The 26,362-nt window shown below is 57.1% G+C and carries 23 protein-coding genes and 1 pseudogene; 7 read left to right on the top strand and 17 right to left on the bottom strand.

The window, feature by feature from the left end; genetic code table 11:
* Nucleotides 1-23: 23 nt before the first annotated feature.
* The 9 genes from recC to rppH form a co-directional block, all read right to left on the bottom strand.
* The gene (gene recC, locus QLG21_RS17510; protein ID WP_202561072.1) at nucleotides 24-3,398 is read right to left on the bottom strand and encodes an exodeoxyribonuclease V subunit gamma; all 3,375 of its coding nucleotides are present in this window, start codon (nucleotides 3,396-3,398) and stop codon (nucleotides 24-26) included.
* A 12-nt stretch (nucleotides 3,399-3,410) separates the two neighbouring features.
* Nucleotides 3,411-3,734, bottom strand: a complete 324-nt coding sequence (locus tag QLG21_RS17505; RefSeq protein WP_006178301.1) for a prepilin-type N-terminal cleavage/methylation domain-containing protein — start codon at nucleotides 3,732-3,734, stop codon at nucleotides 3,411-3,413.
* Entirely contained in the window at nucleotides 3,719-4,120 is a 402-nt protein-coding gene (locus QLG21_RS17500; protein WP_282484881.1) for a DUF2509 family protein, read from the bottom strand. The genes QLG21_RS17505 and QLG21_RS17500 overlap by 16 nt, the downstream gene beginning before the upstream one ends.
* A complete protein-coding gene (locus QLG21_RS17495; protein ID WP_282484880.1) occupies nucleotides 4,117-4,677 on the bottom strand; it encodes a prepilin peptidase-dependent protein in 561 nt (186 codons plus the stop codon). Before QLG21_RS17495 ends, QLG21_RS17500 begins: the two co-directional genes overlap by 4 nt.
* Nucleotides 4,668-5,132, bottom strand: a complete 465-nt coding sequence (locus tag QLG21_RS17490; RefSeq protein WP_282484879.1) for a prepilin peptidase-dependent protein — start codon at nucleotides 5,130-5,132, stop codon at nucleotides 4,668-4,670. Before QLG21_RS17490 ends, QLG21_RS17495 begins: the two co-directional genes overlap by 10 nt.
* Before the next feature lie 184 nt (nucleotides 5,133-5,316).
* Nucleotides 5,317-6,111, bottom strand: a complete 795-nt coding sequence (thyA, locus tag QLG21_RS17485; RefSeq protein ID WP_006178308.1) for a thymidylate synthase — start codon at nucleotides 6,109-6,111, stop codon at nucleotides 5,317-5,319.
* A gap of 6 nt (nucleotides 6,112-6,117) precedes the next feature.
* On the bottom strand, nucleotides 6,118-6,993 hold the full coding sequence (gene lgt / locus QLG21_RS17480) for a prolipoprotein diacylglyceryl transferase (RefSeq protein WP_006178309.1): 876 nt from the start codon (nucleotides 6,991-6,993) through the stop codon (nucleotides 6,118-6,120).
* A gap of 205 nt (nucleotides 6,994-7,198) precedes the next feature.
* A complete protein-coding gene (gene ptsP, locus QLG21_RS17475) occupies nucleotides 7,199-9,445 on the bottom strand; it encodes a phosphoenolpyruvate--protein phosphotransferase (protein WP_006178310.1) in 2,247 nt (748 codons plus the stop codon).
* 12 nt (nucleotides 9,446-9,457) lie between these two features.
* Nucleotides 9,458-9,988 (bottom strand): RNA pyrophosphohydrolase, encoded by a 531-nt coding sequence (gene rppH / locus QLG21_RS17470; RefSeq protein ID WP_282484878.1) that lies wholly within the window; start codon nucleotides 9,986-9,988, stop codon nucleotides 9,458-9,460.
* Between the two features lie 454 nt (nucleotides 9,989-10,442).
* Here rppH and QLG21_RS17465 point away from each other — a divergent pair.
* From QLG21_RS17465 to QLG21_RS17450, 4 genes and pseudogenes are all read left to right on the top strand, one after another.
* Nucleotides 10,443-10,520, top strand: a pseudogene (locus tag QLG21_RS17465) (hypothetical protein); the annotation flags it as partial.
* Nucleotides 10,521-10,671: 151 nt separating this feature from the next.
* Nucleotides 10,672-11,364, top strand: a complete 693-nt coding sequence (gene mutH, locus QLG21_RS17460) for a DNA mismatch repair endonuclease MutH (protein WP_058608555.1) — start codon at nucleotides 10,672-10,674, stop codon at nucleotides 11,362-11,364.
* 129 nt (nucleotides 11,365-11,493) lie between these two features.
* Nucleotides 11,494-11,712: a YgdI/YgdR family lipoprotein gene (locus QLG21_RS17455; RefSeq protein WP_006178316.1), complete on the top strand. Its 219-nt coding sequence runs from the start codon at nucleotides 11,494-11,496 to the stop codon at nucleotides 11,710-11,712.
* Between the two features lie 131 nt (nucleotides 11,713-11,843).
* Entirely contained in the window at nucleotides 11,844-12,884 is a 1,041-nt protein-coding gene (locus QLG21_RS17450; RefSeq protein ID WP_282484877.1) for an NADP(H)-dependent aldo-keto reductase, read from the top strand.
* A 94-nt stretch (nucleotides 12,885-12,978) separates the two neighbouring features.
* On the opposite strand, the gene lplT is transcribed toward QLG21_RS17450, so the two are convergent.
* Nucleotides 12,979-14,172 (bottom strand): lysophospholipid transporter LplT, encoded by a 1,194-nt coding sequence (lplT, locus tag QLG21_RS17445; protein WP_102890265.1) that lies wholly within the window; start codon nucleotides 14,170-14,172, stop codon nucleotides 12,979-12,981.
* Nucleotides 14,165-16,324: a bifunctional acyl-ACP--phospholipid O-acyltransferase/long-chain-fatty-acid--ACP ligase gene (gene aas / locus QLG21_RS17440; protein WP_282484876.1), complete on the bottom strand. Its 2,160-nt coding sequence runs from the start codon at nucleotides 16,322-16,324 to the stop codon at nucleotides 14,165-14,167. Before aas ends, lplT begins: the two co-directional genes overlap by 8 nt.
* 619 nt (nucleotides 16,325-16,943) lie before the next feature.
* Here aas and galR point away from each other — a divergent pair.
* A complete protein-coding gene (galR, locus tag QLG21_RS17435) occupies nucleotides 16,944-17,960 on the top strand; it encodes an HTH-type transcriptional regulator GalR (RefSeq protein WP_282484875.1) in 1,017 nt (338 codons plus the stop codon).
* Here galR and QLG21_RS17430 read toward each other — a convergent pair.
* From QLG21_RS17430 to QLG21_RS17415, 4 genes are all read right to left on the bottom strand, one after another.
* The gene (locus QLG21_RS17430) at nucleotides 17,921-18,397 is read right to left on the bottom strand and encodes a GNAT family N-acetyltransferase (protein ID WP_102890263.1); all 477 of its coding nucleotides are present in this window, start codon (nucleotides 18,395-18,397) and stop codon (nucleotides 17,921-17,923) included. The genes galR and QLG21_RS17430 overlap by 40 nt on opposite strands.
* Nucleotides 18,394-19,167 carry a GntR family transcriptional regulator gene (locus tag QLG21_RS17425; protein WP_006178324.1) on the bottom strand — a complete coding sequence of 258 codons (774 nt, stop codon included), beginning with the start codon at nucleotides 19,165-19,167 and terminating at the stop codon, nucleotides 18,394-18,396. The genes QLG21_RS17430 and QLG21_RS17425 overlap by 4 nt, the downstream gene beginning before the upstream one ends.
* A gap of 91 nt (nucleotides 19,168-19,258) precedes the next feature.
* Nucleotides 19,259-20,686, bottom strand: a complete 1,428-nt coding sequence (locus tag QLG21_RS17420; protein WP_282484874.1) for a glycoside hydrolase family 1 protein — start codon at nucleotides 20,684-20,686, stop codon at nucleotides 19,259-19,261.
* Between the two features lie 7 nt (nucleotides 20,687-20,693).
* Nucleotides 20,694-22,019: a PTS transporter subunit EIIC gene (locus tag QLG21_RS17415; RefSeq protein ID WP_282484873.1), complete on the bottom strand. Its 1,326-nt coding sequence runs from the start codon at nucleotides 22,017-22,019 to the stop codon at nucleotides 20,694-20,696.
* A gap of 300 nt (nucleotides 22,020-22,319) precedes the next feature.
* Between QLG21_RS17415 and QLG21_RS17410 the strand changes: the two genes are divergently transcribed.
* The gene (locus QLG21_RS17410; RefSeq protein WP_006178327.1) at nucleotides 22,320-23,357 is read left to right on the top strand and encodes a LacI family DNA-binding transcriptional regulator; all 1,038 of its coding nucleotides are present in this window, start codon (nucleotides 22,320-22,322) and stop codon (nucleotides 23,355-23,357) included.
* Here QLG21_RS17410 and lysA read toward each other — a convergent pair.
* Complete coding sequence (gene lysA / locus QLG21_RS17405; RefSeq protein WP_058608563.1) at nucleotides 23,327-24,589, bottom strand: diaminopimelate decarboxylase; 1,263 nt, start codon at nucleotides 24,587-24,589, stop codon at nucleotides 23,327-23,329. The two genes, QLG21_RS17410 and lysA, sit on opposite strands and share 31 nt — an antisense overlap.
* 123 nt (nucleotides 24,590-24,712) lie before the next feature.
* Here lysA and QLG21_RS17400 point away from each other — a divergent pair, with 123 nt between their 5' ends.
* Nucleotides 24,713-25,639 (top strand): LysR family transcriptional regulator, encoded by a 927-nt coding sequence (locus tag QLG21_RS17400; RefSeq protein ID WP_282484872.1) that lies wholly within the window; start codon nucleotides 24,713-24,715, stop codon nucleotides 25,637-25,639.
* On the opposite strand, the gene QLG21_RS17395 is transcribed toward QLG21_RS17400, so the two are convergent.
* Nucleotides 25,634-26,326 carry an aspartate/glutamate racemase gene (locus tag QLG21_RS17395; protein ID WP_101737036.1) on the bottom strand — a complete coding sequence of 231 codons (693 nt, stop codon included), beginning with the start codon at nucleotides 26,324-26,326 and terminating at the stop codon, nucleotides 25,634-25,636. The two genes, QLG21_RS17400 and QLG21_RS17395, sit on opposite strands and share 6 nt — an antisense overlap.
* Between the last annotated feature and the right edge of the window lie 36 nt (nucleotides 26,327-26,362).

Raw genomic sequence — 26,362 nt, 5'->3', positions numbered from 1 at the left:
TCAGCGCAATTTTTATACAGCCGTCAGGACTGATTAAATTTAAACAACGGTAACAGGTAGCGCTGTGCCTCCTGCGTGATGGCGTCAAAGAATTCTGGCTCAAGCGTTCTCCATAAGCGCTGATACCAGACATCGTCACCTTCACCGCGTACCATCATGTTTCCTTCGTAGGCCTGCAAAAATTTACTCCGCGCTTTTTGCAAGGAGGCCTCGTCCGTTAACATGGCATCATTCTGCGCGTCGTAACAGGCTTTTATCCACGCCCCACCACTTTCTGGCAGTAGCAGCAACGGTTTGTTCATTCCCTGCCGGTAGCCTTCAATGTACAACGATAAATACGCCAGCGCCTGCTCAGCCTCCATGGGCGGGAAGCGCCACTCACCGTCTTTACGCAGGAATAACCGGCTCTCTCCCTGATTACCCTCTGCGCTGTAGACAAGATGTTCGAGCCAGAGTTGCAAACCTTGTGAAACGCTGAGCATGGAGGGCCGCCAGCGCAGCAGGCCATCAGACTGCACATGGGTCAGCCAGCCGGTGAGTTGCACGCCGTTACAGTCGAGATCGATCTCAATACTTTGTCCGGGTTGTCGGCATGCAATCACGCGCTCCGCCAGAGTCGTCATCTCCTGGCACTGCGTATCCCAGACAATCTCACCAAACGCGCCATAAGGCAGTTGTCCCGCAGCACGGTAGCGGCGATAAAGCAGTTGGGCATCTTCCTCGTCAACCAGGGCATTCAGCAGTTGAAGGTTAAGCTGGTAACGTTCCAGCCCATCGAGAGTAAAGGGTTCCGCATCGGGGATTTCACTCTCTTCAGAGCGGAAGTTGACCTGCAGGCGCTGCTGGAAAAATGCCCGTACCGGGTGCGCCCAAAAACGCGAAAGCTGCTCGAACGTCAGGGTGTCAATTAAGCGGGGCTCCAGCTCCTGAATAAAATCGGTGTGTGCCGTGCCTTCTCGTTTCGCCGCCGGGAGCCATTCCTGGGCATAGCTCTGCTGTTCATTCCTGGCGTAGTTAACCGGGTCAAACGGCATGCGGCTGTGGTGAAACGTAATATGATCTTTCACGCGCCGTTCACTTTCGTCACAGTTGCGGGCTTCGTCACCCGGCAGATAGTGGCTCTGCCCGATATAATCCACCAGTTCCTGTACCAGCACAGAGGGAAAGCGTTCGCTGTTGTCCTGAATCGAGCGCCCGATATAGCTGATGTAGAGCTTGCTCTGCGCCGAGATGAGCGCTTCCAGGAACAGGTAGCGGTCGTCGTCACGGCGGCTGCGGTCACCCCGCTTCGGCTGAGCGCTCATCAAATCAAACCCCAGCGGCGGCAGCGCACGCGGATAGATCCCGTCGTTCATCCCCAGCAGGCAAACCACGCGGAAGGGGATCGAACGCATGGGCATCAGGGTACAAATATTGATGGGGCCGGCCAGGAACCGCTGGCTGATCCGCTCCTGATCGAGGCGTTGCGTCAGTTCATCGCGCAGAAGCGACAGCGGAACCGCCTCGGAGTAGTGTGAATTGACCCCCTCTTCGATGATGGCCTGCCACTGTTTTTCAATGAGCGCCATCGCGGCTTCTGTTTCGTCGTCCGGCAGGAAGAAAGCATTAAGCATTTCGCGGCAGACGGGAAGCCACTCGACAAGCGGGCGAGGCTGCATTAGCTCACGACGCCAGCGGTTAAGCTGCATCAGCAGCGAGGCAAGATGGCCCACCAGCTCAGCGATGAGACCGCTGGATTCATCGTAGGGGAGCACCTCGTTCCACTCACCGTGGTGGCTCTCCATCGCGTAGCCCAGCAGCATACGCGTCAGGCCAAACCGCCAAGTGTGCTGGCCCGTCGGCGGAAGCTCGAACTCCTGAACGTTGTCATCGTCCAGCCCCCAGCGAACGCCGGACTCATTCACCCACTGGCGAAGGTAGCGCAACCCCTCTTCGTTAACGTCAAAACGGGCCGCCAGGACCGGGACATCCAGCAGCGCCAGCACGTCTTCAGAAATAAAGCGGCTGTCCGGAAGTGAGAGCAGGCTGATAAAAGCCTGCAAGGCAGGATGCGACTGGCGCGCACGGCGGTCAGAAATGGCGTACGGCAGATACCGCTCGCCCGTGGCGCTGCCAAATACGGCCTGAATAAACGGGCTGTAGCTGTCGATATCCGCCACCATAACCACGATGTCGCGCGGCGTCAGGGTCGGGTCATCCTGCAGCATCGCCAGGAGCCTGTCATGAAGGATCTCAACCTCTCGCTGCGGGCTGTGGCAAACGTGCACGGTGATGCTTCGGTCGTCCGGATCCAGCAGACGTTTACCGTCGCTGCGAACAAATTCCTCTGACGAGATCCCCATGACGGCGCGGTTTTCCAGATCCAGAATATCAATCTGGATGTTGTGCAGCAGGCTGTCCGGCGCAATCTCTGCGAAGGCATCCACATCCCCTTCGCCAGAAGAGGTGATGTCGGAGAGCATATGAATATAGTCGCGCCCGAGTTTTCCCCAGGAGGCAAGCAGCGGATTGGGCAAGTTTTGCATGCCGTCTTCATCGAAGAGCTGCGCGGCGGTTGCGCTGTCTTTAAACAGGGGAACGCTGCGTTCTTCAAAAAGGCGGCGACGTTGCCGGGTGACTAACCGGGCGAGCCAGCGGGCATCCTGAATATCCCCCCAGTAGTGGCGGCAGGGGTTAGTAAAAAGAATGTGGATATCAATATGCTGGCCGAGCGCTCGCAGTGCATTCAGGTACACGGGCGGAAGGGCGGATATTCCGCAGATAAACACCCGCGACGGCAGACGGGCCGGACGCTCGGTAGCCCGTTCAAGGATCGAAATAAAACGCTGGTACAGGTTGGCACGGTGCCATTTTGGCTGGCCGAGTTTCTCCGTGTGTTCCACCAGCGCTTTCCAGAGTGGTGCCTGCCAGATTTGCGCGTCGGGTAAGCCCTCCACCCTTTCACCGGCTTCCCAGGCCGTCAGCCACTCAGGACGGTACACCAGATACTGGTCAAACAGATCGGCGGTACGTGAGGCCAGCTGGAACAGCTTGCGTTTATCGGTATCGTCATTGAGATAGTGACGCAGCATCGTGAATTCATCGTGCGTCAGCATATCCGGTAACAGGGTCATCAGCTTCCAGCTCATGCTCTGTTTGTTGAAGGCGCTCTGCTCAGGGATGTCGGGCAGCACGCGAACAAACATCTCCCAGATAAAGCTCGCGGGCAGCGGAAAGTCGATGTTCGCCGCAATGCCAAACTTCTGCGAGAGGGACATTTGCAGCCACTGCGCCATACCGGTACTTTGCACCAGCACCATTTCAGGCTCAAAAGGATCGTCGAGGCGATCGCGCTCGACAATAAATTCCATCAGTGCTTCCAGCACATCAAGACGATTTGAGTGGTAGACCCTTAACATAAACGCTCCAGACTACTGACTAACCGGGCAATGCAGACGTGTTATTTCGCCGCGTCGCCCCAGAGGAGAAATAAGTGAGACCGTGATGCTGACACATCCGGACCGCGTTGTCTGCATTCGGCTCGCCTGCCAGCCAGTCGGTGACGTAAAGGTTGAGAGCTGCGACAAATTCCAGACATGGTGCCAAAGCTGGCGGGTCTGATTCAGTGCCGAATAGCGCGTCGCCAGCACCCGCTGATAACCCGATAGCGCCGTCACAATAATGACCAGCAGCATCATCGCCAGCAGGACTTCGACCATGCTAAACCCTTTTTGTCTGCTCAGGGTAACTGACATAGTGCACTCTCCTTAAGCGGGCAGAAATCGCTCCAGCCGTGAGGGGAAAAATGTATGCGCCCGTCTGTTATCTCTCCAGCGCGCCATAGCAGCGTGTCATCGCTACCGGCTATCAACAAAACGCGCCCCTCGTTCAACAATCGCAAACAGACATGCCAGTCTTTGTTCGCTTTACACTGCACCCCGGGCTGCAAGGCCCAGTTCTGCATCCGCCCCCATTCCAGCGCTGACTGTGCGGCCATCTGCTCCCGAAGCGAGCGGGTCTCGCCCCCGACCAGGGCGCTAAGGCTATCAAGCTGCTGACTGAGGCCGGTCAGGATCAGGGTGCCGAGTACCAGCAAAAGCACGACCAGCGCCAACGACGACATTCCCTGCTGACGGTTCACAGATTGAATCCCGTGACGGTATAGCGCGCGGCAAACGGCGCGGCTAACGCGCCTTGCCGAAGGGCAACCAGCTCAACAGTCAGTTCCGGCGCAAAACCGGCGTGTTCCACTTTGCTTACTTTTAACTGCTGGATCGCAATCCGGTCTGGATCGGTAAGCTTTTCCCATCCTCGCCCTTCACAGCTGGTCGCCCCGCGCAGCGTTTCCAGCGCGCCCGACTCCAGGCGAAATCCGGTGCTGTCGTTTTCAGAGGAGGACACGTCCCAGACCCCATTGCTGTTGGCATCCCATTTTACGATGGCACAACTGCCCTGTCGGCCAATGGTCAGCCCCGTTCCCTGGCAATTTCCTGCGCAGTAGCCCGCCCGCTGAAGCTGCTTACCGATGGAAAACAGACGCTGCCAGACCTCCTCCTCAAGCTCCTGTTGCCCGGATTGCAGCAAAACCGCGCGGTGTAGCGCCGGCAAAAAACGCGATGTACTGATCAACAAAATGCTGCTGATAGCCATAGCCATCAGCATCTCCGTAAGCGAAAAGCCGCTCTGGTTCATCGACACGCTCCCTGAACTGCCGCATTACACATTCTGATTCGTCCTCCGTTTGAGATAATAATCAGCCACTCACCCGCGCGACTTTTCACCCCTACCCGCCCGGCCCAGGCGGTATCTCTCAGCCCAAAGAACCCCAGCGACGGTGTTATCTCGCTGATGACGACCTCAGGCCAGAGCGGCACCATCACGAAGGGACCACCGCTTTCGCAATCCATTACGGTGGAACTCACCAGGCAGTTTCTGTTTTCATCCCGCTGAAGCGTGATCAGGTGGTCGCGGTTATGGCGGTTAGCATCGTTACGCAAAAACACCATGTAATCGCGCACCTGCCCTGCGGTTTGCCATAGCCGCTGCTGGCGTTGCCAGCAGTCCCAGCCGTAAAGCCCTGTAGCGCTCAGGATCACCACAAGCGTAAGGGCAATCAGTGTTTCAATCAGCGTAAAGCCGTTCTCATTTTTCATGCCGGGAGTGTGACGACGGTAGAGATATTTAACGAGGGACGGATGTGAAGTTTGCGAGCCGCTTTCAGGTGTTTTTTGTCTTTTGCAACGGATTGCAACGGTTGCGGAATGCGCCTCGTAAAAGGCATTGAGGACGAAAAAAAACCGGCGCTGAAAAGCGCCGGCTGTGTAACGATTTACCGCATCAGATTGCAACCGGGGCTTTGATACCCGGGTGCGGGTCGTAACCTTCAATCTCGAAATCGTCGAAACGATAATCGAAGATCGATTCAGGTTTGCGTTTGATGACCAGTTTCGGCAACGCACGCGGTTCGCGGCTCAGCTGAAGATGCGTTTGATCCATGTGGTTGCTGTACAGGTGGGTGTCCCCGCCCGTCCAGACAAAATCACCCACGTCCAGATCGCACTGCTGCGCCATCATGTGCACAAGCAGCGCGTAGCTGGCGATGTTAAACGGCAGGCCGAGGAACACGTCGCAGGAGCGCTGATAAAGCTGGCAGGAGAGCTTACCGTCCGCCACATAGAACTGGAAAAACGCGTGGCACGGTGCCAGCGCCATTTTGTCCAGTTCACCCACGTTCCAGGCAGAAACGATGATACGGCGAGAGTCCGGATCGTTTTTCAGCTGGTTCATTACGGTGGTGATCTGGTCGATATGGCGGCCGTCAGGGGTAGGCCATGCCCGCCACTGCTTGCCGTAAACCGGCCCGAGGTTGCCATTCTCATCGGCCCATTCGTCCCAGATGGAGACGTTGTTTTCGTGCAGATACGCTACGTTGGTGTCGCCTTGCAGGAACCAGAGCAGTTCATGAATGATCGAGCGCAGATGGCAGCGCTTCGTCGTCACCAGAGGGAAACCTTCCTGCAGGTTGAAGCGCATCTGGTGGCCAAAAATAGAGAGCGTCCCGGTGCCGGTGCGGTCATTTTTTGGCGTGCCCTCATCGAGCACTTTTTTCATCAATTCAAGATACTGTTTCATGGTTCCTCAGGAAAGTTGTTGCTGTGGACGACGGCGGTAGGCCCAGATCATCATAACGGCACCCGCGACAATCATCGGAATGGAGAGGATCTGCCCCATACTGATGTACTGTACCCATTCGCCGGTAAACTGCGCATCCGGCTGGCGGAAGAACTCGACGATGATACGAAACGCGCCGTAGCCAATCAGGAACAGGCCAGAAACCGCCCCCGTTGGGCGTGGTTTGCGGATGAACAGGTTAAGAATGATAAACAACACTACGCCTTCAAGCGCCAGTTCATAGAGCTGGGACATGTGGCGCGGCAAAACGCCGTAGGTATCGAAAATGGATTGCCATTCAGGGTGAGACGGCAGCAGCGCCAGGTCTTCTGCACGCGAACCCGGGAACAGCATCGTAAACGACACGCTCGGATCGACACGCCCCCAAAGCTCACCGTTGATGAAGTTACCCAGACGACCCGCGCCCAGCCCAAACGGGATCAGAGGCGCAATAAAATCAGCCACCTGGAAGAAGTTACGCTTGGTGCGTTTGGCAAAGATGAGCATCACTAAGATCACGCCAATCAGGCCGCCGTGGAAGGACATGCCGCCGTCCCAGACGCGGAACAGATAGAGGGGATCGCTCAGGAAAACCGGGAAGTTATAGAACAGAACATAGCCGATGCGCCCACCCAGGAACACACCAAGGAAGCCCGCATACAGCAGGTTCTCGACTTCGTTCTTCGTCCAGCCGCTACCCGGACGATTAGCGCGACGCCCTGCGAGCCACATGGCAAAAATAAAACCGACCAGGTACATCAGTCCGTACCAGTGAAGCGCTACAGGTCCTACTGAAAAAATGACCGGATCAAATTCCGGAAAATGCAGATAACCACTGTTCATCTGTCACCACAAGATGTTGTTATTCCGCTGAAAGTGGACAGCGGTAGAATTGCATTCCCGCCACTGGCAGGTGCTCCAAGGTTGCGAATAATAGCATAAGGCAGCCCAGGTGGATGCGCCTGAGATGTAAAAGATGTGTATAGAGTATTGTGCGCACCGATACCTGGATGACGCCCCTCCCCCACAGGAAGAGGGACGATAGCCGCTAGCGGCCGCCGCGGATCAGGCCGCCCATACCGCGTCGCTCCATAAAGGCCGCAACCTGGTGGCGTACTTCAGTTGCCAGTTGCGCGTCGAGACTGCGTGCTGCCAGCTCCCGCGCATCGTCAAAATCGATGTGGCGTAACAGGTATTTTACGCGGGCAACGGAACGACCGTTCATCGACAGGTGACGATAGCCCAGGCCGATCAGCACCGCCACACACATCGAATCGCCGGCCATCTCACCGCACAGACGCAGATCGAGGCCATACTGCTCGGCCTCACGGGCGATCATTGCCAGGGCTCGGAGCATAGCCGGATGGAGGCTGTCGTAAATACTGGCTACGCGCGTGTTGTTACGGTCGACGGCCAGAATGTACTGGGTTAAATCGTTAGTGCCGACGGAGATAAAATCAACGCGATTGGCCAGCTGTGCGATCATAAAGACCATCGACGGGACTTCGAGCATGACGCCAATCCGGGGTTTAGGGATTGCATAGCCGATCATCTCTTCGACTTCACGCCCCGCGCGCTCAATCAACCGACGGGCCTCGTCGATTTCATCGATGCTGGTCACCATCGGCAGTAAAATGCTGAGGTTTCCCGTCGCCGCATTGGCGCGCAGCATCGCACGGACCTGGATCAGAAAGATCTCCGGCTGATCGAGCGTAATGCGGATCCCTCGCCAGCCCAGGCACGGGTTCTCTTCGCTGATCGGCATGTACGGCAATTGCTTATCGGCACCAATATCCAGGGTACGCAGCGTCACCGGTTTGTCGTTAAACATCTGCAGCATGCCCTGGTACTGCGCCACCTGCTCCTCTTCGGAGGGGAAGCCGCTCTGCAACATGAAAGGAATTTCGGTGCGGTACAGGCCAATGCCGTCGATACGGCTGCCAAGCTTCTCTTCGTGTTCAGGGCTTAAGCCCGCGTTGAGCATCACCTTGACGCGCTCGCCGCTTTTGAGCTGCGCGGGCAGGTTGACGTCGTCTTCCGCCAGCTTGCTTAATTCGTTCTCTTCACTGATTAACCGCTGATATTCCTGAAGCAGCACCGGTTCCGGGTCGACTAACAGCTCACCGCGATAGCCGTCCACAACCAGGGTGCGCCTGTGCAGGACTGAGGGCTGGATATCCGCGCCCATCACGGTCGGGATGCCCAGCGCACGGACCATGATGGCCGCATGGGAGTTAGCCGCGCCATCGCGCACGACAACGCCCGCGAGCCTGTCCTGCGGCAGTTCAGCCAGCGTCGTTGCCGACAGCTCATCGGCCACCAGCACAAAGCGTTCAGGCCAGGCATTTGCGCCCTGATTGGTATCGTCGAGATGGAACAGCAGTCGCTGCCCCAGCGTGCGTAAATCCCCCGCGCGCTCCTTAAGATACCCGTCCGTTAATGACGCAAACTGCTCGGCAAACTTTTCGATAACCTTTTTTACTGCCCACTCCGCGACCGCGCCTTTATCAACTTCGGCAAACAGTTCACGCCGCAGACGCGCATCGGAAAGCAGGTGGGAGTAGAGGTCAAAGATGGCCGCCGTCTCTTTTTGCGCACCTGCCGCAAAACGCTTGCTGTAGCGACGAAACTCGTTCGCCGCCTCTTCCAGCGCAGCGGTAAGGCGTTCACGTTCGAGCGCTTCGTCAAGCGTAGAGGCCTCGTACACCTGCTCCATCAGCGGCAGGGTCGCATCCATCCAGCCTTCCGCAATCGCTACACCAGGCGAGGCCGGGAGCGCGCGTATGCGCGTATGGCGATACTGACCAAAGAGCGCAGCCAGCTGAGACTGCGACAGGATCGCCGCCATCTGCGTTGCCAGCGTAACCAGAAACGACTCTTCGCTTTCATCGTACTGTCGAAGCTCGCGCTGCTGAACCACCAGTACGCCAAGCAGCTGACGACGCTGGATGATAGGTACGCCAAGGAATGCGCGGAAACGCTCTTCTTTAACGGAGGGGATGTATTTGAAGCTGGGGTGTTTTTGCGCATCGGCAAGGTTGATAGGTTCAGCGAGGCGCCCAACCAACCCAACGATGCCTTCATCAAACGCAAGCGTGACGGTACGGCCACGTGGTTTTTTTAAACCACGGGTCGCCATCAGGTAATAACAGCGTCGGTCATGGTCGGCCAGATACACCGAACAGACGTCGGTTTCCATCGCAAGACAGATGTCAGTGACCAGAATATTCAACGCCTCGTTGAGGCGAGGCGCACTGGCCACCTTTTCGACTATTTCTCGCAAGCGGGTGAGCATGATTTGCGTAGCTTAACCTCTTTTACGTCGCCAGACAGGTGCACTCTGCGGCTTAGGAGGCGTCTCCTGAAGCTGCATCACAACACTTGCAAACTCTTTCATCACCCTGCGGTATACATCGCGCTTAAACGACACGACCTGACGAACAGGATACCAGTAGCTTACCCACCGCCAGCCATCGAACTCAGGCGTACTGCTGGTTTGCATGTTGATATCCGAATCGTTGCCCACCAACTGCAGTAGAAACCATTTCTGTTTCTGGCCGATACAAACCGGCTTTGTGTCCCAACGCACCAAACGTTTCGGTAACTTGTAACGCAACCAGTTGCGGGTCGAAGCCAGGATACGCACATCCTTTCGGCTTAAACCGACTTCTTCAAACAGCTCCCGGTACATCGCTTGTTCTGGGGACTCCCCTGGGTTGATCCCGCCTTGCGGGAACTGCCAGGAGTGCTGACCATATCGTCGTGCCCACATGACCTGGCCCTGACGATTACAAATTACGATTCCTACGTTCGGGCGGTAGCCATCGTCATCAATCACCGGACTACCCCAATATAAACCTTATATATGAATGATTGTTTCACACTACAGGGAGGCGGTAAACCACTCTCTTACGGGCCTGTAACCTAATAACATTTGAATAACTCACAAAATTCACGGGAGTTATAAACAGATGAGGCACCGTAAAGCCAATTTTATTCACCTTTTCTGTGGATATAGTTGTGAAGAAGTATGGAATTACCGATGGACAACCTTTATGTATCGAAAAAGCGCCACAGACAGCCCTCGTGATAAGCGATTTAATTTCATCATGTTACAACCAAAACCATGGCCTGAAAACAGGATAACGTGACGATCGTCACACCAGAGATCCTCCCGCTGATGAAAGATCGAACAGCGTCGGTTTTATCCACAGATTGTGCCAATAAGTTAGTCACAATTTGTGTGAAAATTCGATTTTCGTCGCACGTCAAGGCTGTAAATTGAAACAGTAGTGAGGGTTATTCCCAGTTATCCCATTTTTCTGTGGATAACATGGTGTAAGATCCTGTTCATTGTCAGTGACCAGTTTTGAACAACCTGTTTTTGCCGCGCCATTTGCCTTTTTAAAACTGACAAAATAACCTATAAATCATGGACATGGCATTGTTACCCAGAAATCGGTAAACTCTATCCACATGCCCCTATTTATCCGCTCATTTTTTAACCAGATGGATGTATTTATGATTTCGCTTGCGCCATTGACCTCTCCTCCTGGAAGTGAAGCTCAACTGCTGCATCAGGCGCAGCGTCTGGCGGGCTATTCGCTTGGGGAACTTGCGGCTATGGCGGGGTTAGCCATTCCGGGGGATCTCAAGAGAGATAAGGGGTGGATCGGTATGCTGCTGGAGCTGTGGCTTGGGGCAAGCGCAGGCAGCAAGCCTGAACAGGATTTTGCCGCGCTGGGCGTAGAGCTCAAAACCATCCCTATAGACGGTCAGGGCAGGCCGCTGGAAACCACTTTCGTGTGCGTTGCCCCGTTAACCGGTAACAGCGGCGTGACATGGGAAACCAGCCACGTACGCCATAAATTAAAGCGCGTACTGTGGGTGCCGGTAGAGGGAGACCGACAGATCCCGCTGGCGGATCGACGCGTGGGCGCGCCTCTGCTGTGGAGTCCCAGCGAAGAGGAAGATCGTCAGCTGTCTCAGGACTGGGAAGAGCTGATGGATATGATTGTTCTTGGTCAGGTGGAGCGCATCACCGCCCGACACGGCGAGGTGCTACAGATCCGCCCGAAAGCGGCGAACAGCAAAGCCCTTACCGAGGCAGTCGGCGCGCGGGGTGAACCGATCCTGACATTACCGCGCGGCTTTTATCTCAAAAAGAATTTCACCGGGGCGCTGCTCGCTCGCCATTTCTTACTGAATACATAGCTTTTTAACCATTTTTGCGCTCTACCTAACACAATCGACTGGTTTTTAAGATTTTACCGCTTCCTCCTGACGAAATATCAGGTTATTACTACACTATGATTTGATACGAGCCAGGTGAGGACGATAACGATGAAAAAATGGGCAGTGATAATCTCGGCAGTGGGTTTAGCGTTTGCGGTATCGGGTTGTAGCAGCGATTATGTCATGGCGACAAAAGACGGGCGTATGATTTTGACCGACGGTAAACCTGAAGTCGACGACGATACCGGTCTGGTGAGTTACCGTGATCAGGCGGGCAACAACCTGCAGATTAACCGCGACGAAGTCTCCCAGATTATCGAGCGTTAAACGATTAAGGTCAGTAACCTGCTGGCCTTTTTGATTTTTCCCTTCCCCTTTTGCTTCCCCTCTGCCATGTTTATATTCCTTTGTCGGGAGGTTCCTGACGCGGTCTACATGTCTAATGAAGGAAGCCGGCTATGCATTATCACCGTATCCCCCACAGCGCTCTGGAAGTCAGTCAACTGGGGTTGGGCACGATGACATTTGGTGAACAAAACAGCGAAGCCGATGCCCATGCACAACTCGATTATGCCGTCAGCCAGGGCATTAACCTGATTGACGTAGCAGAGATGTACCCTGTCCCTCCCCGTCCGGAGACGCAGGGACTTACCGAAACCTATGTCGGTAACTGGCTGGCGAAACGCGGTAACCGCGAAAAGCTGATCCTCGCCTCCAAAGTCAGCGGCCCGTCGCGCAATAACGACGCAGGGATCCGCCCCAACCAGATCCTCGATCGCAAGAACATCCGTGCCGCTCTGGATGCCAGCCTCAAGCGCCTGCAAACGGATTATCTCGATCTTTACCAGGTACACTGGCCGCAGCGTCCAACCAACTGCTTTGGCAAACTAGGCTACAGCTGGAATGAGAGCGCTCCTGTCGTGAGCCTGCTCGACACGCTGGAAGCGCTGACGGAGTGCCAGCGCGCTGGCAAGATCCGCTACATTGGCGTCTCGAACGAAACGGCGTTTGGCGTGATGCGTTACCTCCACCTGGCGGACAAGCACGATCTGCCGCGTATCGTGACCATTCAAAACCCCTACAGTCTGCTGAACCGCAGTTATGAAGTTGGTCTGGCCGAAGTGACGCAGTATGAAGAGGTGGAATTACTCGCCTATTCCTGTCTGGGGTTTGGCACGCTGACGGGCAAATACCTGAATGGCGCAAAGCCCGCCGGTGCGCGTAATACCCTTTTCAGCCGCTTTACCCGCTACAGCGGTGAGCAGACGCAAAAAGCGGTTGCTGCCTACGTGGACATCGCGAAACGTCACGGGCTCGATCCCGCGCAAATGGCGCTGGCGTTTGTGCGCCGTCAGCCGTTTGTGGCCAGCACCCTGCTGGGCGCGACCACCCTGGAACAGCTGAAAACCAATATTGAGAGTTTTCATCTGAACCTGAGTGAAGAGGTGTTGGCGGAGATTGAAAGGGTGCATCAGGTTTATACCTACCCTGCGCCGTAGCCCGATGCTTTTGCCCGGTGGCGCTCCGCTTACCGGGCCTACAAGTGCACAGACGTAAGCCGGGCAAGGCGAAGCTGCCACCCGGCTATATCTATCAACGGCGACGCTGCCAGAGCCACAAACCTGCAATCGCCAACGCAAACAGCGCGCCAAACCCGATGCCAATCGCAACCACCGGAGCACCCGCTTTAACCGCCAGCGAGTAGAGCCCCAGCATCAGCAGCATCGCCATGTTTTCGCCCAGGTTTTGCACCGCTATCGCATTCCCCGCGCCGACCGTCTGCTTGCCCCGCGCCTGCAACAGCGCGTTCAGCGGCACCACAAAGAAACCGCCCAGTATCCCGATCAGGATCAGCAGCGCGTAGGCGGGCAACAACGCGTGTTGAAGCGAAAAGAACAGAACGCCAACGCCGATCAGGATCCCCGCAGGCATACAGCGCGCCACGGTCTCGAGCGTTACCAGCTTCGCCGCCGCGCCCGCGCCGACGACAATCCCGACGGCGACCATCGCGTTAAGGTAGGTAGGCGTCGCGTTGTCCACAATCCCCAGCGCCACCGGAACCCACAGCACCAGCAGGAAACGCAGGGTCACGCCCGCCCCCCAGAACATGCTGGTGCCCATCAGCGAGAAGCGCGTTTCGCCGTTACGCCACAGTACGCGACAGGCATTAAAGAAACTCCCGGTCATCGGCGCGAAACGCCAGGATTGCCCCGGACGCGCCACCGGCAGTTTGGGAATAAACAGGTTGGCCACCACCGCGCCGCCGTACACCACCGCACACACGCCCAGTGCCGCCAGCACATGCCAGTCCGCCAATACCCCGCCCGCCACGGAACCGAGCAGGATCGCTGCAATGGTGGATGACTCCATCAGGCCGTTGGCTTTAACCAGCTTATCACCCGTCGTCAGTTCGCCCAGGATGCCGTATTTCGCCGGCGAGTAAGCGGCCGCGCCAACGCCCACCAGCGTATAGCCGATAAACGGGTTGATACCAAAGCAGATACTGGCCGCGCCCAGCAGCTTCAGGCCGTTCGCAAACATCATCACCCGGCCTTTCGGGAAACTGTCCGCGACCTGCCCCACAAACGGCGCAAAGATAATGTAAGCACCCACAAACACCATCTGGAGGACAGGCTGACTCCAGTCGGGGTAAAACTCAGCTTTTAACAGCGCCAGGGTCGCGAACAGTAAGGCATTGTCCCCGAAGGCAGAGAGAAACTGGGCGGCCGTCACCGCCAGCATGCCTCTCGACCAGAGGGAGGTGTTAGTGTGTACTGACTCACGCATTTTGCTGTTCTGCCTCTTCAACCATGCCTTTGAGGGTCACGAAGTCGGGCTTGCCGCTGCCCAGGACCGGAAGTTGCTTGAGATAACGAATGTCGCGCGGCACCGCCAGTTCAGGAATGCCGTGCTCGCGCGCATGCTTAAGCAACTGCTCGCGCTTCAGCTCGCTGTCGGTGGTAAAGAGCACCAGCGCTTCGCCTTTGCTGGCATCGCTTTTCACCACGGTGGCGTGCAGCTTATCGGCAGAGACCGCCGTCGCCAGCATTTCCACCATTTCCAGAGAGACCATCTCCCCGGCAATTTTGGCAAAGCGTTTTGCCCGGCCCTGGATCTGCACAAAGCCCTGAGCATCAAAGCGGACGATATCGCCGGTGTCGTACCAGCCGGCCTCTGTTTCACCCTCAACGTTTTCCGCCGTCGGGGCTTCGAGGACACCCGGGTTTTCCACACGCAGGTAACCGTTCATCACATTCGGCCCTTTCAGCTGCAGTCGGCCGCCCTCTTCAATACCCGGTACCGCCAGCAAGCGAGCGTCCATTCCCGGCAGAATACGCCCGACCGTGCCAGGCTTCGCCGCCATCGGCACGTTAATGGAGACCACCGGCGCGCACTCCGTCACGCCATAGCCTTCGAGGATGCGCAGGCCAAACTTGTCCTGCCAGATCTGGCGCGTGCTCTCCTGCAGTTTTTCCGCCCCGGCGACGACATAGCGCACCCGGAAGAAGTCATACGGGTTGGCAAAGCGCGCGTAGTGGCCGAGGAAGGTGGACGTCCCGAACAGCACGGTGCAGTTACGGTCATACACCAGCTCCGGCACGATGCGGTAGTGCAGCGGGCTTGGGTAAAGGAACACCTCCGCGCCGGTCAGGAGCGGCGTAAAAAGCCCAACCGTCAGGCCAAACGAGTGGAACAGCGGCAGGGCCGACATAAAGCGATCCTTCGCCGTAAAGTCGGCGATGGTTTTGATCTGCTCGACGTTAGCCAGAATGCTTTTATGGCTGTGCACCACCCCCTTCGGATTGCCTTCCGAGCCAGAGGTAAAGAGGATGATCGCGTCATCTTCCGGCTGCTGTTTCACCTGCGCCAGGTGCGGCATCAGCAGGTGAGCAAAAATCCACAGCTTGTCGCCGGGGGTGACGTCGGCTTTCAGATCTTCCAGGAAAACCCAGCGCACCTGCGTGAGCTGCTCCGGCAGGTGCCACAGCTTGCCTTTGTCGAGGAACTGGCGAGACGTAAACACGGTTTTGATTTGCGCAGCGGTAATCGCGCTGGTCAGCCCTTTCACGCCCGCCGTGTAGTTCATCATTGCCGGGATACGGCCACGCGACACCGCGCCAAAAATGACCGCCGCGCTGATGCCCGCGTTAGGCAGCATCAGGCCAATTTTTTCACCCTGCTTGCTGTACTTCTCGAGGATGCGGCCAACAAACAGCGTTTTCGTCAGCAGTTTGCGGTAGGTGTCCGGCGTAAAGTTGACATCTTCGATGCAGTTTTTGTTCGCACCGTAGCGGTACTGGGCCGACAGCAGCGATTCGTAGAGCGTTTCGCGCGGGCGAACGGCCATGCGCGCTTCCATCATAATCTGGTGCAGCATTTCACCAGCGATTTTGCGGCGATCCCGCGCGCGCGGCGCCTCGGGCATCGGCAATGAGGTCGGAGGAAGAATATGCAAGGTGATGGCGGGGAACAGTCGCTGCTTCACGAGCCCTTTCAGGCGGCTGAACCGGGTAAGCTCGGCACCTTCAATGCGCATCGGCACCACGGTGGCCTTTGACTTTGCGGCAACAAACCCCGCGCCGTCATAGATTTTCATCAGCGAGCCGGTCACCGAGATCCGCCCTTCCGGGAAAATAACCACCGGACGCCCCTGCTCAACCAGGCGCACCAGGTGTTTGATCATCATCGGTTTTGTCGGGTCGAGCGGCACAAAATCAATCAGCGGCGCCAGCCAGCGCATAAACCACTTTTCGCTGATGGAGCTGTAGACCGCAAAGACCGGGCGCACCGGCAAAAACAATGCCAGCAGAATGCCGTCAATAAAGGAGACGTGGTTTGGCGTGATCAGCACGCGTTCGCCATAAAGCGCCTGCGGATCGCCGGTTACGCGAATACGAAAGAGGATACGGAACAGTGTACGAAAGAACCCAAAAAGCATTTCAACTCCCTTTGCCAGCCAGTGTGGAGGGTGACTAAATGGTGGCAGATTACACGAGAAGTGGTAAGGGAGCGACAGCAAAAAAAGAGGCAAAAAAAAACCTGCGCATCCGCGCAGGTTGGTGCAAGAGATGAGTACGAAACCGTACTAAGAATTCTCACCAATCAATACCTCTGGGATCTTGATTGTGGCTGTTCACCCTGTGCTTCGCCACCTGGAAAACGCAAAGGAATGAGCCTAAGTGCAACCAGGTGTGAATATTCTCTGTTGCTGTTACAGGTTGAACTTACAGGCAAAAAAAAACCTGCGTAAAACGCAGGTTGGTGTAAATCGTGTTAATCAACCGGAGTTGATACCACCTATCAATACCTCTGGGATCTCGACTCTATCAACCCACTCCGGGACTCTGCTATCGGACAATCGCAACAGCCTGAGGCAAAGTGTAACTAAAGGTTCAGAATCACACGGCTTTGACATGACTCTACGTGTAACGATTACACCGTCCGGGGTGGTCTGGGTCACGTTTGTTGAGGCGTCCCGCCTGCTCCCCTTGAATGCGCGCCACTTTTCCGCAACACTGTTTACGTGTAAACGCTTACCCCAAATAAGAAGGTATTGAATGGCGACAATAAAGGATGTGGCTCGTCTGGCCGGTGTTTCCGTCGCGACCGTCTCGCGCGTGATCAATAACTCCCCGAAAGCCAGCGATGCATCACGCCAGGCCGTGCAGGACGCCATGGAAAACCTGAATTATCACCCCAACGCCAACGCGCGTGCGCTTGCCCAGCAGTCTACCGAGACGATCGGGCTGGTGGTGGGCGATGTCTCCGACCCTTTTTTCGGTGCCATGGTCAAAGCCGTGGAGCACGTCTCTTACCAGACGGGCAATTTTCTGCTGATCGGCAATGGCTATCACAACGAGCAAAAAGAGCGCCAGGCCATTGAACAGCTGATGCGCCACCGCTGCGCGGCGCTGGTGGTCCATGCCAAAATGATCCCCGATGCCGAACTGATTCATCTGATGAAGCAGATCCCCGGCATGGTGATCATCAACCGTATCATTCCCGATTTTGAAGAGCGCTGCGTGGCTCTCGACGACCGCTACGGCGCGTGGCTCGCGACGCGTCACCTTATTCAGCAGGGCCATACCCGCATCGGTTATCTCTGCTCCAACCACCCCATCTCCGATGCCGAAGATCGTTTGCAGGGCTATTACGACACGCTGCGCGAACACGGTCTGCCATGCAACGACCGGCTGGTGGCGTACGGTGAACCCGACGAGAGCGGCGGCGAGCAGGCCATGACGGAACTGCTGGGCCGCGGGCGCAACTTCACGGCCATCGCCTGCTATAACGATTCGATGGCCGCCGGTGCGATGGGGGTGTTAAATGATAATGGCGTTGAGGTGCCGGCTGAAATTTCGCTGATTGGTTTTGATGATGTGCTGGTGTCGCGCTACGTTCGCCCTCGCCTGACCACCGTGCGTTACCCGATCGTCACCATGGCGACCCAGGCCGCCGAGCTGGCGTTAGCCCTGGCAGAGAATCGCCCGCCGCCGGAAATTACCCATCTGTTCAGCCCAACGCTGGTGCGCCGTCACTCCGTAGTCCCCCCGGCAGAGGCATCCGAGGCATAGCGGTAGAGGTGAACCCTTTTGTCAGGGTATTCGAGCGCGTCACCGATGTATTGCCAGCCGTAGCGTTCGTAGAAGTCACGGCAGGCAGACCAGAGGTGCAGCTCAGTAAACCCGGCCTGCGCGGCATACGCGATGACATGCCGTTGCAGCTGCCCCGCCAGGCCTTGTCCCCGCGCCGCCTCGTCGACGTATAGCGCAGCGAGCCACGGGTAAAGATCCTGACGGCTGATCAAGTCGCAGCGCCACAGCCCGACCGTGCCCAGCAGGTTGTCTCCGTCGACAGCGATAAAGGTGAGCGGCAACGCATCGGGCGTCTGGCTATGGTCGACAATGCTCTGGAAAAAGGCGCGCGGCAGCCCGTCGCCAAACGCCTGCCAGATCCAGTCGGTTACCCGGTCCGCAAACTGCGGCGCGGCATATAGCGGCAGAATGTTCACACCAGCTTACCCTGAAAAATAGGCACCGATTCAAAGAGATACCCGTCAAAATCGGGCGCGTCTTCGTCGGACAGCTCCAGCAGGCTCTTTTTCACATTCTCAAGATGCTGGAACATCGCCTGCCAGGCGCCCATCACATCCCGGCGGCGCAGCGCGGCGAGAATGGTTTGCCTGTCGCCCAGCCATTTCAAGCGCCAGGCCCGGCTGGCAATATGGACGTTAAACTGCTGCCACAGTGGGCTGCTGTCCATGTGATGCCAGACGCTCTCGACGGTCGCCAGCAGCATCTGGTTTTGCGTGGCCCCGGCCAGCACCAGATGGAACATCTTGTTGTTGTCCTGACTGTTATCGTCCGCGGCAATCGCCCGCTGTTCCTGTTCGATTATCCGGCGCAGATTGTCGATATCCGCCCGCGTTGCCATTTTGGCGGCAAACGCGGCGATATTGCTTTCCAGCAGCTGGCGCGCCTGAAGGATCTCAAACGGGCCGACGTCGCTGTTAAGAAAGCGCTCTTCCTCGTTTTCGTGCTCCTCAGGAATGCGCATGACATAGACGCCAGACCCCTGGCGGATATCCACGGTGCCCTGCAGCTCAAGCATCAGCAGCGCTTCCCGCACGATGGTGCGGCTCACGCCGTAGGTTTCAGCAATGTTGCGCTCGGGCGGCAGACGCGACCCAACGGGATAGTGCCCCTGGATAATTTGCGTCCGTAAATCCTCGCCAATTTCCTGGTACTGTTTTTTTTCCGGCAGGATGACAGCCTTATCCACGTGACCACCTGTGATTGTCAGTTAATGCGCAGGCCGGGCATCCTCCCGGCCAGTTTGTGCGCTATTTTATCAGAACCCGCACGCTTTTCGCCTACTTCCATTCATCATCAACCGTGAGCGTGAGCTCGCGCGCATCGCGCAACTGCCGGAACCAGGCCGCCGATTTTTTCGCACGCCGGGCGCGATTGTCGTTGAGATCGATCTCAATCAGGCCATAGCGGTTTTTGAATGCGTTCATCGGAGAGACGTTGTCGGTAAACGCCCACAGCATATAGCCGTGACAATTTGCCCCTTCTTCGCGCGCCAGCAGCGTGTAATAGAGGTGCTCACTGATAAAATCGATGCGGTAAGTGTCTTCGATAATGCCGTCACTGTTGCGAAACTGCGCTTCGTTCTCCACGCCCATTCCGCTTTCCGCCACGAACCAGTCGATGTTGCGATAGTCTTGTTTTATTCGCATCGCCATGTCGTAGATAATGCGTGGGTATATCTCCCAGCCGCGGGAGGCATTCATCCGCCGCCCCGGCAGTTCGAACGGCTCATAGTAGTACGCCGGGTGGAACGGCGTCTCCGGGTGCCAGGCGTGGGAAGGCGCTTTCACGCGGTGCGGATAGTAGAGGTTGATGCCCAGTTCATCGACGGTGTTGTCGGCAATCAGCGCCAGTTCGTCTGCGGTGTATTCCCACTGAACCTGATGCTGCTCCAGCAGGGAGAAAAGTGCCTGCGGATAGCACCCATGGACCAGCGGATCAAGAAATACGCGGTTATAGAACAGGTCGTACATCTCTGCGGCGCGCACGTCATGCGGCGCGCGCGAGCGTGGATAGGTCACTTCCGGGTTGAGGATGCACCCTACCGTCCCCCGATAACCCTTGTCACGAAACAGCTTCACCACCTTTGCCGTCGCCAGCACCTTGTGGTGGTTCCACTGCATCCATGTGTCGGTATTCTGCTCATAGGGCCAGCGCAGGGCGTCGAGATAGACGCGGGTTTGTACCACAATGGGCTCATTGAAGGTAAACCAGCGGCTCACCTTGTGGTGATAGCGTTCAAACACCTTTTCGGCATAACGCGTGAACAGCTCAACCACGTGCTTTGACGTCCAGCCGCCATAGGTCTGCAGCAGTACGCCCGGCAGCTCGTAGTGCTCAAGGCAGATCATCGGCTCGATGCCCTGACGGTGCATCTCATCGAACAGCGCGTCGTACCAGGCCGCGTACTCCTCGTCTACCGTTGCGTTTTCGTAGTCGGTGAGAAAGCGTGACCAGTTGATTGAGGTGCGGTAGTGCGTTAACCCCGCCGCCTTCATCAGCGCCACGTCTTCGCGAAAGCGGTTGATAAAGTCGGTGGCCACGGCCGGGCCGTAGCCGTTATGCCAGACGTGTCGGTCATTTTTGTACCACAGATCGATCCATGAATCCTGCCCCGCTTTCTTGCCACTCCAGCCTTCGGTTTGCCAGGCTGAGGCCGCCGCGCCAAGAATGAAATCCTGCGGTATCGTCATCTTTTTTATGCTCATAGCGTCCTCAAGCGTTGTCGGTGGCGTGTTGCAGCGCGGCCTGCTCTGCGCGGCGCGAGGCAATCTTCACAAACGGCAGGTAGATCAGGACGGCGGTGACAATACAGATAAGCTGGGTCACCACCGCCCCCATTGAGCCTGCCGTAGAGAGCCAGGCGTTAATCAGCGGCGGCGTGGTCCAGGGCACCATCACCACTGCCTTACCGGCAAAACCGGTCACCGTGGCAAAGTAGCCAATCGAACCGGTCACCAGCGGAGTGATGATAAAGGGAATGGCGAGGATCGGGTTGAGCATGATTGGCATACCGAAGATCACCGGCTCGTTGATGTTAAACAGGCCCGGCCCGATAGAGAGCTTGGCGATCTCTTTCATCTCCTTGCGTTTGGTGGCGATCATCACGGCGATCAGCAGGCCGATGGTCAGGCCGGAGCCGCCGATGCTCATGTACACATCCCAGAACGGCATGGTGATGATGTTCGGCACCTCTTTCCCCTGCTCGAAGGCGCTCATGTTGACGGTAATCGCCCCCAGCAGCAGCGGCTCGCGGATCGGTTTGATCATCTGGTTGCCGTGAATGCCGATCACCCAGAACAGCTGAGCCACGAACATCAGCAGCAGGATGCCAGGCAGGCTCTGCACCACGCGCTCCAGCGGCTGTTGCACAACCTGGTACACCGCGTCGTAGAGGTACATGCCGGTGGTTTGATGGAAAATAAAGCCAAAGGTCGCAATGGCCGTGGTGGTAATAATCGCCGGGATCAGTGCGGAGAACGAGGCCGCCACGTTAGGCGGTACGGTATCCGGCATCTTAATTTTTAGCCCTTTACGGTTTTCCAGCCAGCAATACACCTCTACGGAAAGAATGGCGATAAACATGCCGAGGAACAGGCTTCGGGTATCGGAGAACTGGCGCAGCAGCACGTCTTTCACCACGTGCATTTCGCCGTCCACCAGCATCTCGACCGTCGTCGGCGTAACGCAGATAAAGCAAATCACCGCCAGCAGCCCCGGGAACAGCGACTTGATGCCGTTAATGCGCCCCAGCTCCACGCCGATGAGAAACACCGCGCCAATGTTGAGGAAGTTCAGCGTGGCGTAGTTCAGCGCGCTGGTGATGGGCTTAAGTGCGGCGAGAAACGACAGCGACTGGAAGCTGGCCAGGCCGTTTTTCGGATCCAGTACCATGTTGGAGATCAGCACGGAGAAAGCCCCCACGATGATGACCGGCATGAGGGTGATAAAAGCGGATTTGATCGCCATGATATAGCGATAGCTGTTGAAGTTGGTGGCGAAACTGCCCAGAGCGTCGATCAGTTTTTCCTGTAATGCCATAAGGTAATACCTCAGTAAAAGGGCTTTTATTGAAAAAGGTGTACAGCCGGCTACTATTGGCATACCAAAAATAGACGCATGACGGTTTTTGTTCTGTGATTCGGCTCTCAGTGCCGCCAGAGGTATTCCAGATTGCGATTTACTACCAATTTGGCATACCACTTACAGGTAATTATTCCGCTCAGGCAGATCGTTACCGAAAAGCGTGATCGTGATGGGGGTTTTGCCCTTGCCGCGTCGCTTATGCGCCGTGGGGTCTGTGTTAAACTGCAGGGCATTACGTGGAAGCAGGAATTACTCATGGCAACAATGCTGGATGTCTCATTACGCGCGGGCGTGTCGAAAGCCACCGTCTCGCGCGTGCTGAACGGCACGGGTCAGGTTAAAGAGAGTACGCGTCAGCAGGTGTTCACCGCGATGGAAGAGCTGGGCTATCGCCCGAACTTTCTCGCGCGTTCGCTGGCGAACCAGACCAGCAACAGCATTGGTCTGGTGGTCTCCACCTTTGACGGTTTTTACTTTGGTCGCCTGCTGCAGCAGGCTTCCCGGCAGACCGAAACGCACGGCAAGCAGCTGATCGTCACCGACGGTCATGATGCGCCCGAGCAGGAAGAGCAGGCCGTTCAGATGCTGGCGGATCGCAAGTGCGACGCCATCGTTCTCTATACACGCTACATGAGCGAAAAGGCGATCATGAAGCTCATCAACACGGTGCAAACCCCGCTGGTGGTGATCAACCGTGAGGTTAGCCAGGCGGCGGATCGCTGCGTATTCTTCGAGCAGCAGGATGCCGCGTTTAAAGCCGTGGATTACCTGATAAGCCAGGGCCATCGCGAAATCGCCTGCATCACCGTTCCCATTCATACTCCTACCGGTAAAGCCCGCCTGATGGGCTACCGCAAAGCGCTGGAGAAGCACGGCATCCGTCTTGACGAACGACGGATTAAATACGGTGATGCGGGAATGACGCGGGGTTATGAGCTGTGCAAGGAGCTTATCGCCGATGCCGTGCCGTTCAGCGCGCTGTTTGCCTGTAACGATGATATGGCGCTGGGTGCGTCCAAAGCATTACACCAGGCCGGGCTGAAGATCCCGCAGGATATTTCGCTGTTTGGGTTTGATGATGCGCCGAGCGCGAAATGGCTGGAGCCCGCGTTGTCCTCGGTTTATCTGCCGATCGACAACATGATCGTCACTGCTATCGATCAGGCGATCCGGCTGGCGAAGAACCAGCCGGTGGAGGCGATCCCGCCGTTTACCGGCACGCTGGTCTTGCGCGACTCGGTGACGACGGGGCCGTATTTCACTCAGAACAGCTCCAGCGCCAGCAGTTCCTGAATGGTCTGGCGGCGACGGATCAATCGTGCCACGCCGCGATCAAACAGCACTTCCGGCAGCAGCGGGCGGCTGTTGTAGTTAGAGGACATCGACGCCCCGTACGCGCCGGTATCGTGCAGCACCAGATAGTCACCCGGCTTCACTTCAGGCAGCGCGCGGGTTTCCACTTTACCGCCCTCCTGCTGGGTGAACACGTCCCCGGATTCACACAGCGGACCGGCGACCACCGTCTCCACGCGCGGTGCGTTCAGCAGATCGCGCCCGTCGGCGGCGAGTGCCGTAATGTGGTGATAGCTGCCGTACATGGACGGGCGCATCAGATCGTTAAAGCCCGCGTCGATCAGCACAAAATGGCGCGATCCCATCTCTTTCACGCTGCGCACCTGCGCCACCAGCACGCCGGACTCCGCCACCAGGAAACGCCCCGGCTCAATTTCCAGCTTCACCGCGTGGCCCAGGTGGGCCGCAATTTTGTCGCGCGCGGCGCTCCACAGGCCGTAATAGTGATCGGTATCGATCGCCTCTTCGCCTTCGCGATACGGAATGGACAGGCCGCCCCCCGCGGAGATCGCCTCCAGATCCTGACCACACGCCAGCACCTGATCCACCATTGCGCCACACACCTGCTCAAGATGACCGTAGTCCACGCCGGAGCCGATATGCATGTGAATGCCAACCAGCTTCAGGCCGTAGCGCTGCAGTACCTCCAGCGCGGCAGGGAGATCGCCATGCCAGATCCCGTGCTTGCTGTTCTCGCCGCCGGTGTTGGTTTTTTGACTGTGGCCGTGACCAAAGCCTGGGTTGACGCGCAGCCAGACGCGATGGCCGGGTGATACCTGTCCCAGCTGCTCCAGCATATCCACCGAACCGGCGTTAACGGGAATGTGCAGCTCATGAACGCGGGCGAGGGTTGCGTCGTCGATCAGATCGGCGGTGAACACAATCGCGTCGCTGTCGGATTGCGGATCAAAGCCGGCCGCCAGCGCGCGCTCGATTTCGCCCAGCGAAACGGAGTCTACCTTTACGCCCTGTTCACGCATCAGTCGCAGAATATGAATATTGGAGCAGGCTTTTTGGGCGAAACGCACCACGTCAAACTGATGAAGGGCGGCAATTTTCTCGCGAATAATCTGTGCGTCATAGACCCACACCGGACAGCCAAATTCAGCGGGCAGGCGCAGCAGGTTGTCGGCGTTCAGATCGGTATCGGTCTGGTTGAGCGGGCGTGGCATGGTGGTACTCCGGATTATGACTGTTTTGTCCATTACGCCACAGCCGGAAGAGAATAAAAAATATCGTTTTGTCGCGAGTCTATGCAAAAATGATATGGATAACGCTCAACGTTCAGGTGACTTATGCCCGCCGTTAACCTCCGCCACATCGAGATTTTTCACGCCGTGATGACGACTGGTAATCTCACCGAAGCCGCACAGATGCTGCATACCTCCCAGCCGACGGTCAGCCGCGAGCTGGCGCGGTTCGAGAAAGTGCTGGGGCTGAAGCTGTTTGAACGCACACGCGGCAGGCTGCACCCGACGGTGCAAGGGCTGCGTCTGTTTGAGGAAGTTCAGCGCTCCTGGTACGGGCTGGATCGCATTGTCAGCGCGGCGGAGAGCCTGCGCGAGTTTCGCCAGGGTGAGCTGTCTATCGTCTGCCTGCCCGTCTTTTCTCAGTCCTTTTTACCCATGCTGTTACAGCCCTTTCTTGCCCGCTATCCCGAGGTCAATCTCACCATCGTGCCGCAGGAGTCGCCGCTGCTCGAAGAGTGGCTCTCTGCACAGCGTCACGATCTGGGCCTGACGGAAACGCTCGCTACGCCCGCCGGTACGGAACGCACGGAGCTGCTGGCGCTGGACGAAGTGTGCGTGTTGCCCGAAGGGCATCCGCTGGCCGCAAAAGAGGTGCTGATGCCTGCGGATTTCCAGGGGGAGAATTACATCAGCCTGTCGCAAACCGACAGCTATCGACAGCTGCTGGATACGCTGTTTGCCGAGCATCAGGTGAAGCGGCGGATGGTGGTAGAAACGCACAGCGCCGCCTCAATTTGCGCCATGGTGCGCGCAGGCGTGGGTATTTCGGTGGTGAACCCGCTCACGGCGATGGACTATGCCGGAAGCGGCATTGTGATCCGCCGCTTTAGCGTTTCCGTTCCGTTTACCGTGAGCCTGATCCGCCCGCTGCATCGCCCGGCGTCCGCGCTGGTCGAGGCTTTCACCGGACATTTAATTGAGCACGCGCGTCAGGTGGCGCTTCGCTTACCTGACCTACAGAACCCCTTATGACAGCATAAATTCCACCGCATCTGCGGCATGAATGGCGGCGGTATCAAACACCGGGATCGGGCTTTGCTCCACGGGAACCAGCAGGCCGATTTCGGTACAGCCGAAAATCACTCCTTCCGCCCCCTGACGCGCAAGCTTCTCAATGACGCTGACGTAATACGCGCGCGAGGTTTCGCTGAAAGTGCCAAGGCACAGCTCCTCAAAGATGATCTGGTTGATGCGCCCCCGATCGGCTTCGTCCGGGATCAGGCTTTCAATGCCAAACGCGCTTTCTAAGCGGCCCCGGTAGAAATCCTGCTCCATGGTATAGCGCGTGCCCAGCAGCGCCACGCGCGACATCCCCGAAGCGGCAATCGCCCGCCCGGTCGCGTCGGCAATGTGCAGGAACGGCAGCGCACAGCGCGTCTCAATGTGGGACGCCACTTTGTGCATGGTATTGGTACAGAGCAGGATCCCCTCTGCGCCCGCACGTTCCAGCCCAAGCGCCGCCTGCGCCAGCATCTCTCCGGCTTTATCCCACTCCCCGCGAGACTGGCAGGCTTCAATGTCGTGGAAATCCACGCTGTGCAGCAGGAGGCTTGCCGAATGCAGTCCGCCCAGGCGTTGCTTGACCCCTTCATTAATCAGACGGTAATAGGGAATGGTCGATTCCCAACTCATGCCACCTAACAGACCGATCGTTTTCATAGACTCTCCTTAATGTTGCTCCCAGTGAAGCAAACT

The sequence above is a fragment of the Enterobacter sp. V87_3 genome (assembly GCF_029967835.1).
In the GTDB taxonomy this organism is placed as follows: Bacteria; Pseudomonadota; Gammaproteobacteria; order Enterobacterales; family Enterobacteriaceae; genus Enterobacter; species Enterobacter cancerogenus.
This window is presented reverse-complemented; position numbering and strand designations above follow the sequence as displayed.